Annotated in this window: 3 protein-coding genes; all 3 read left to right on the top strand. The window is 52.1% G+C overall.

The window, feature by feature from the left end:
* Positions 1–2,798: efflux RND transporter permease subunit (locus tag JX312_RS09095; RefSeq protein ID WP_204457779.1), on the top strand; the 2,798-nt coding region annotated here is incomplete at its 5' end.
* A gap of 11 nt (positions 2,799–2,809) precedes the next feature.
* On the top strand, positions 2,810–4,297 hold the full coding sequence (locus JX312_RS09100; protein ID WP_123406928.1) for a TolC family protein: 1,488 nt from the start codon (positions 2,810–2,812) through the stop codon (positions 4,295–4,297).
* A 13-nt stretch (positions 4,298–4,310) separates the two neighbouring features.
* A complete protein-coding gene (locus tag JX312_RS09105; RefSeq protein WP_204457780.1) occupies positions 4,311–4,883 on the top strand; it encodes an efflux RND transporter permease subunit in 573 nt (190 codons plus the stop codon).
* The last annotated feature ends 49 nt before the right edge of the window (positions 4,884–4,932 follow it).

Genomic DNA, 4,932 nt, shown 5'->3' on the forward strand with positions numbered 1-4,932 from the left:
CGCGCGACGGATATGGCATCATCCGACTCACGATGGATTATGGCGTTGACACGGATCTCGCCTTTATCGAGGTTAACGAGAAAATAGACGCTGCCATGAATTCGCTTCCACGGGATATCAGCCGTCCGAAGGCTGTTAAAGCATCCGTGGCGGATATTCCCGTGACTTATCTCCAGCTTACCGCCGCCTCCGGACCCACTCCCGGATTCTATGATGTCGCCGACAATATCGTCAGACGCCGCCTCGAACAACTGCCCGAAGTGGCGCTGGTGGATATATCCGGAGTGCCGGGGAAAGAATTGCGCNTAACGCCCGATTATGACCGCATGCACTCTGCCGGAATAACCTTGGCAGACGTTGAGAAAGCCCTTAAGGACAACAATGCCGAGCCGGGAAGCATGACGGTCCGCGATGGTTATTATGAATACAGTATCCACATATCCGGAAAACTGCGCACATCGGAGGATGTGGAGAATGTGCCTCTGATGAAGAACGGGCGAATGCACCGCCTGGGTGATTTCTGTGAAGTGGAGCTCGCTGAATGTCAGGCGCAGGGGTATTCTCTTTTCAATGGGCACCGCGCCGTGACGATGGCGGTGATCAAGAATGAGGCGTCAGGCATGGCAGACCTTGACAAAGCGATTTACAGCACCATAGAATATTTCTCCTCCCAATATCCCGACATCTCGATAACCAAGACCCGCAGCCAGACGGAACTTCTCGATTTCACGATAAGCAACTTGCGTCAGAACCTGATCTTGGGTCTTGTGCTTGTCTTTCTTGTGTGCGCTCTTTTCATGCGCAACTGGAGGATGCCGGTGGTTATCGGATTCACTGTCGTGGTTGCCGTGATCATAACATTCCTTCTTTTCTATCTCTTCCATATTTCGATCAATATAATATCATTGGCAGGACTCATACTTGCCGTGGGTATGATGATCGACAATTCCGTCATCGTGGCGGAGAATATCATGCAGTATCGCAAGCGGGGCTATTCGCTTGAAGACAGCTGCGTGGCGGGCACGACGGAGATGATCACGCCGATGCTGAGTTCATCGCTCACCACTGTTGCCGTCTTTCTGCCTCTCGTGTTCATGAGCGGTATTGCCGGAGCAATATTTGCAGATCAGGCATTCTCGATCACCGCCGGGCTGTTCTCTTCCTATGCAACGGGCATCACATTGCTGCCTGTGCTTGTCTCTATCGTGGAGAAAGGGAGAAAGAAAGACATTTCGCAAACAGAGACAGACTTCGGGGAGGAGAGAGGATCCGGATGGTATGACAAAGGGATTGATTTTATATTTTCCCACAAATCGGCTACGATATTGTTTGTCATTCTCGTCATAGCGTCTTTGTTTCCGCTTGCAAAAGCTCTCGACGTGGAGCGTCTGCCCCATATTGACAGTACGGAAACAATACTCTCGGTAAACTGGAATGAGAACATAAACATAGACGAAAATCGCGTGCGCTCCGAGAAGGTCGCAGGGGCGGTTGACAACGAGGAGTGGGCGGCATTTGTGGGGCGACAGGATTTCATGCTCGGCGACAATTCTGAAAAGGGGGCGTCGGAAACCGAGTTTTATTTCCGGGTGTCGGACTCCGACAAACTGCAGGCATTCAAGGATTCCCTGACATCTTTCCTGCGGCGAGAATATCCGGCAGCCGTGTGTGGGTTCAGTGTACCGTCGAATCCGTTCGAGCAGGTGTTTTCTTCCGGGGAAGCGCCGTTGGAGGCACGTTTTATGACCGGATATGCGGGGGGATCGGTGGAAAAGGCGGCAAGCCTGTGCAGAGCGGTGGAAGGCGCCACGGGGTTGCATGTGAAGGATATTCCGCGACAAGAGGTGACAGATATCCGCATGGATCCTGAACGTATGCTTCTCTATGGAGTCAGCGCTTCTGATGTGCGCAACACAATAGACGTGGCTTTTAAAGGTTCGCAGACCACTATACTCCGGTCATATCAGGATTATATACCGGTAAGAATTTCCGACAGAGGGATAACCCCCGATGAATTGCTTGCAACGGAGCTGGTGTCTTCGTCTGCAGGAAAGGATGGCAGCCGGTCCGGCATTCCACTGTCCGCCCTTGCCCACGCGGTTAAGCGGGATGTGCCGGGGGTTATCAACGCCTCCGGCGCGGGTGAGTATCTCCCTGTGGAACTTAATGTGGAAGCCGGAGAAACTGATGCTTTGATCGATAAGTTGAAAGAGGTCGCGATGGCAGAGGAGATGGCGGATGTGGCGTTCACCGGTTCGATCTTCTCCAACCGGAAGATGATGAAAGAGCTGACAGTAATCCTGCTTGTGTCGCTGCTGATGATGTATTTCATTCTTTGTGCCCAGTTCGAAAGTTTTGTGCAGCCTCTCATAGTGCTTCTGGAGATTCCGGTCGATGTGTCGTTTGCATTGCTGACCCTTCTTGTCTGCGGAGAGACACTGAATCTGATGTCGGCGATCGGAATAATCGTGACATGTGGAATCGTGGTCAATGATTCAATTCTTAAACTCGATTCCATCAATGAATTGCGCAGGCAGGGAATGCCGCTTGCCGAGGCTGTCCATACGGCGGGCAAGCGACGCCTCAAACCGATATTGATGACTTCGCTGACCACAATCTTTGCGATGCTCCCTGTGCTTTTCACATCTGACATGGGATCTGAGCTGCAGAGTCCTCTCGCCGTTGCCATGATCGGCTTGATGGCGGTGGGAACGCTGGTCAGCATTTTTGTGATACCGCTTGTCTATTATCTGATTTACAACCCGCGCCATTTGAAAAAAGGGGGGAACAAAGAGTAATAATTGAAAACATGAATATAGGAAGACTGATAATCGCGATAGCGTTGTTTGCAGGAAGTGTGGCAGCCTCGGGAGCAGGGAGGATGGTTCTCTCGCTCGGAGACGCCGTGCGTCTTGCCAACGACAGCTCCCTTAATGCATTCCGCAATCGTAATCTTTATGCCTCCGGCTATTGGGAATGGCGCACGTTCAAGGCAAACCGGCTTCCCGGCATGTCGCTCGAACTGACCCCTGCCCAATATTACCGCTACATCACAACGCGCTATGATTCGCAGCAGGATGTCGATGTGTTCCGCAGTCAGCAGATGTACACAGCCTCAGCCGGGCTGACTGTTACGCAGAATGTGGATTTCCTCGGCGGCTCCCTCTATCTTGAAAGCGATCTTGAATATATGCGCAATTTCGGGGCGATGAAGGGTAATCAGTTTTCATCAGTGCCTGTCAGACTCGGTTATCGCCAGAATCTTATCGGATACAATGCGTTCCGCTGGGAGAAGCGTATTGAACCGATGAAATATGAGAAAGTGAAAAGGGAATTTGTCTACAACATGGAGACAGTGTCGGAGGAGACTGTAAGTCATTTCTTCGCTCTCGCCTTGGCGCAGACGGAATTCCGGCTGGCAAAAGAGAATCTTGCCGCCAGCGACACGCTGCTGATAATCGGGGAACGTCGTTTCAGCATTGCTGCCATATCCCAGACCGATCTTCTGACGTTGCGACTCGACAAGGTGAATGCCGAGAACGCTCTGGAGAATGCCAGGATCGAAATAGAGAGGGCACGCCTTTCTCTTGCCACTTATCTCGGACTTGATTCAGACACCGAGATAGAGGTGGTGCTGCCCGGCAAACCTGTGGCAATAAATATTCAGGAAGACCGTGCTCTGGTGTATGCCAGGGAGAATAGTCCGGCAATAATGTCTAAACGGCAGACCGTGCTTGAAGCGCAGAGAGATGTGAACAAAACCAGGGTTGAATCGATGTTTAATCTCAGCCTCAACGCCTCTGTGGGTTTCAATCAGGTTGCGCGCACCTTCGGCGAGGCTTACAGTCACCCTCTTCGGCAGGATCTGGTGTCGCTGTCGTTATCGATCCCTTTGGTCGACTGGGGAGTGAGAAAAGGGAAATACAACATCGCCAGGAATAATCTGAATGTCGCGCAGATCGCCGCCCGACAGGAGGAGCTTTCGATGGAGCAGGATGTGGTCATAACCATACGCGATTTCAACAGCCGGCAGCGTCTCGTAGGCAGTGCCGCCGAGGCTCTTGACCTTGCCGACAGGGCGTATGCCCAGACGCTTCAGCGGTTTATCATCGGGAAAGCCGACATCAACACCCTTACGCTTTCCCACAGCCGCCAGCAGGAGGCAAGCAAGAATTATATCACTTCCCTGCAGAATTACTGGCTGAGCTATTATAAGATACGTAAGCTGACATTGTTTGATTTTGAACTCGGAGTGCCTATACCGACGGATTTTGACCGGACGCTGGGAGTGAAATGACGAGACATTGGAAATGAGAAAAAAAAGAGGGATATCATCGTTTTCAGTCATTGTCGTGTTTCTGGCGATGGCTATGCTGGGGTGCGTGCTGATGCCGTTGCTTCCGGTAAAGCTTGTGCCCTCGGAAACCCTTCCCTCAGTAAATGTGAGTTATTCTTTCCCCGGTGCGTCCGCACGCNCTGTGGAGGCAGAGGTCACGGCTCCCTTGGAGGCAATGCTTGCCAGAGTGTCGGGCGTGAAGCATATCGCTTCACGGTCAAAAAAGAACGGAGGACGGGTCACGCTTGAGTTTGACCGACACGCGGATATGGAGAAAGCCCGCTTCGAGACGGCAGTGATTGTAAGGGAAGCGCGCACTTCATTGCCCCCGGGGGTGAGCTACCCCCGTGTTGCCGTGAAGCAACTTGACGACGAGGCTGCGCGTCCTTTCATGAGTTATACTGTCAACGCCCCCCTTTCTCCACACCGGATCATGAATTTTGCCGAGGAGAGCATTCGTCCTGTCCTGATAGCGCTTAAGGGTGTTGACAACGTGGAACTTTCCGGGGCAATGCCTATGGAGTGGCGGGTGGATTATTTACCCTAAAAACCTTCGACGCCCGGCTTGTCGCCTTATTTTCTGTCGAATGCCATAT

The organism is Barnesiella sp. CU968 (genome assembly GCF_905219685.1).
GTDB classification, from domain to species: domain Bacteria; phylum Bacteroidota; class Bacteroidia; order Bacteroidales; family Muribaculaceae; genus Lepagella; species Lepagella muris_A.